The following is a 3,340-nucleotide window of genomic DNA, read 5'->3' on the forward strand; positions in this document are numbered from 1 at the left end:
GAGATTAAAAAAGGTAGCCGTAAGCCTCATGGCGAGAGTCAGTGAGCGTGAATAGGTAGGGGCGCATTGACTACGCCCTTAAGGTCTAAATTCTGGACTCTTAAAGAATCCCATGCTCTTTAGACGTGGGAGTGTCAAACTCCCCTAGAAATCAAAAAAAGCCCCACTTTTTGAGGGGATTGGGTTTTTCCTAATTAAAAAGCCGAGGGTGATTATCCTCGGCTTTTTGGAAATTTATTTTTCTGTTCAATGAGACGTAAAACCACATAAAATCGGGTTCATTCATCCCTAAATCATCCTCCTTATGACTGATTGAGGACTACCTGTTCAGGTAGGCGGTGGGGGTCGTTTCTTGCCAATCAAAGATGCGTTCTAGTTGGTCAATGGTGACAAATCCATACTGCCAGAGCACCATCGGTAAGGTGCTGTAGTCTAGTTCGCGACTATGTAGGCAAAAAGTCCCGCAAATCCGCTCGGCGAAAGCAATAGAGGCCGTGGAAATGGCGAGTTCTTCTTGGAGAAATCGAATAAATTGAGAATAGGTTGCCGGGGCCATAAGAACTATCACCTCCTTTGTCATTCCTCCTAATTGTGATTGTAAACCGTTAGAGATGGGGTAGCGGAGTAGCTACTTTGCCATCTGTCCATTCTGGGATGCGATCGCCCATAAAAAACATCAGCCCAGATTGCCGCAGATTTTATGACGACTTATTACTAATGCAGCATATCTAGCTGACAATGACATCCGAAAATTTACCGAATTCCAGTCATAAAGCGGCATTTGCCGCCTTATGACAGTCTGATTTTTGTCTGATTGGAGTTCTCTACATCAGGGGGAAGAATGTAGAGGCGATTCGCGAATCGCCCCTACATTTAGGGACTGAAGTTGGTTAAAGGGAGACCTAACCCCCCAACCCCCTTCCCTCCGAGGGAAGGGGGAGCCGGAAAGCCCCTCCCCTCTGAGGGGAGGGGTTTGGGGAGAGGTCTCTTTCTTGATTCGCCAACAGAGTCATTTAGGCTGGATTCTCAAAATATGCGTAAGTCCTATTTAAGTAGTTTATTCCCACTCGATAGTTCCAGGCGGTTTGGAGGTGATGTCATAAACCACCCGATTCACGCCGCGCACTTCATTGACAATGCGGTTAGAAATCGTTTCCAACAAGTCGTAAGGAACCCGAGACCAATCGGCGGTCATCCCATCTTCACTGGACACCAACCGCAATACGATGGGATAAGCATAAGTGCGCTGATCCCCCATGACTCCCACACTGCGGATAGGGAGTAAGACGGCAAACGCTTGCCAAAAATCATGGTAGAGTCCCTGGCGATTAATTTCCTGACGCACCACATAGTCGGCATCCCGCAAGATATCTAACCGTTCTGAGGTGACTTCCCCGAGGATGCGAATCGCTAACCCAGGACCGGGGAAGGGATGACGTTGGACAATTTCCTCGGGTAACCCAATCGATCGCCCGACTTTGCGGACTTCATCTTTAAAGAGTTTCCGCAGGGGTTCCACCAATTTAAAACAGAGGTCATCCGGTAACCCCCCGACATTGTGATGACTCTTAATTTTAACCGCCACCCGTTGACCCGGTTGGGAGGGAATGCTGGTATCTGCCGACTCAATCACATCGGGGTATAGGGTGCCTTGGGCGAGAAAATCAAAGGGTCCCAGACGTTTGGATTCTTCTTCAAACACCCGGATGAACTCATGTCCAATCCGTTTGCGCTTTTCTTCTGGGTCGGTAATCCCGTCAATTTGAGCCAGGAAGCGATCGCGCGCATTGACATAGACAACAGGAATATGAAACTGTTCATGAAAGAGCTTAACTAAGCGTTCCGGTTCATATTTCCGCATGAACCCTTGATCAATGAACATACAAGTCAGTTGGTCCCCGATCGCCTTGTGCAACAAGAACGCCAAGGTCGAAGAATCCACCCCACCGGATAATGCCAATAATACTCGACGCTCCCCGACTTGATTACGAATTTCTTTAATCGATTCTTCGACGAAGGTAGCGGTGGTCCAGGTGGGTTGACATTCGCAAATATGATAGACAAAATTGCGAATTAGGGGCATTCCCCCTTCGGAATGGACGACTTCCGGATGAAACTGGACCCCATATAATTGCTTCTCGTGGTTCGCAATGGCGGCACATTCAGTATTCTCGGTGTGCGCTAGTCGTTCAAATCCTTCTGGCATCCGCAGTACCGAATCACCATGACTCATCCACATGGTGGAACCTTCTTCCACATTGGTCAGCAAATCCGTGGGGTCGTCAATGTACAACGATGCTTTACCATATTCTGCCCGTTCTGCCGGGGCCACATGACCCCCAAGCTGCTGAACCATCAGTTGCATTCCATAGCAAACCCCGAGTATGGGAATGCCCAGATGCCAAATTTCTGGGTCACACAGAGGCGCACCTTCATCGTAAACAGAATTAGGCCCCCCGGATAAGATAATCCCTTTGGGATTGAGTTTTCGTAAAGTTGCTGCATCAGTGCGATGGGACAGAACCTCGGAATAAACTTGAGTTTCACGAATCCGACGGGCAATCAGTTCGGAATATTGAGACCCAAAGTCTAAAATCAGAATGGTCTCGCGGTCGATAGCAGGGCGATCGCGTTTGTCTTCGACAGACTCACTAATTGGACTTTGTGGAGTTGGAGTTTGGGTTGTCGTCACGGGTCAATCCTAATGGGTTGTATGTTAGGCGGAAAATTGATGAACTCAGGACTTACCCTAGGGAAGAAAGCAGAATTCTAACGATTGGGTCATCCCCTTAAAAATATCCTCGGGAGGTAAGTCCTGGAATTGGAGGGTTAAGATTAATTTTACCTCCTCTATTTGCTTTTTTTAGGGAGAAATTTAGGATCAGGCGGCGGTTTGAACTACCGCCGGTTTATCGGGTTGGCCCGGGTGTGGGGATGCTTACAAAAGTAGGTTTTTTATGCATAAGAGCAGCGACGGTTCCCGGACCTTAGCAAGGGGAGGGTTAGGGTGGGGTTTACGCGCAAGTGGCGATCGCCACCTCACGCACTCTCATGAGGCGATCGCGCCTGTATGGAGGCGGGTGCCACCCTATTTCTTCCTGACGTGGCTTTGCCACGTCAGGAGGCCCCCACCCTACCCCTCCCCTTGCCAAGGTCCGGGAACCGGAAGTCCGATAGGATGAGGCGGGGGTTTGAACTACCGCCGGTTTATCGAGTTGGCCCGGGTGTGGGGATGCTTACAAAAGCAGGTTTTTTATGCATAAGAGCAGCGACGGTTCCCGGACCTTAGCAAGGGGAGGGTTAGGGTGGGGTTTACGCGCAAGTGGCGATCGCCACCTCA

2 protein-coding genes are annotated in these 3,340 nt (G+C 49.4%); both read right to left on the reverse strand.

Annotated elements, in window-relative coordinates; all coding sequences use genetic code 11:
• Positions 1 to 319 precede the first annotated feature (319 nt).
• Positions 320 to 556 (reverse strand): DUF2949 domain-containing protein, encoded by a 237-nt coding sequence (locus J0895_RS04225; protein ID WP_207086876.1) that lies wholly within the window; start codon positions 554 to 556, stop codon positions 320 to 322.
• A gap of 501 nt (positions 557 to 1,057) precedes the next feature.
• A complete protein-coding gene (gene guaA / locus J0895_RS04230; protein ID WP_422894309.1) occupies positions 1,058 to 2,692 on the reverse strand; it encodes a glutamine-hydrolyzing GMP synthase in 1,635 nt (544 codons plus the stop codon).
• Positions 2,693 to 3,340 lie beyond the last annotated feature (648 nt).

Origin of the sequence: Phormidium pseudopriestleyi FRX01, assembly GCF_017313335.1 — a bacterium.
Taxonomy (GTDB): Bacteria; Cyanobacteriota; Cyanobacteriia; order Cyanobacteriales; family Laspinemataceae; genus Laspinema; species Laspinema pseudopriestleyi.

Bases quoted from the DNA above. Each gene is read 5' to 3' on its own strand.
- J0895_RS04225 (WP_207086876.1), bottom strand. From the start codon at position 556: ATGGCCCCGGCAACCTATTCTCAATTTATTCGATTTCTCCAAGAAGAA.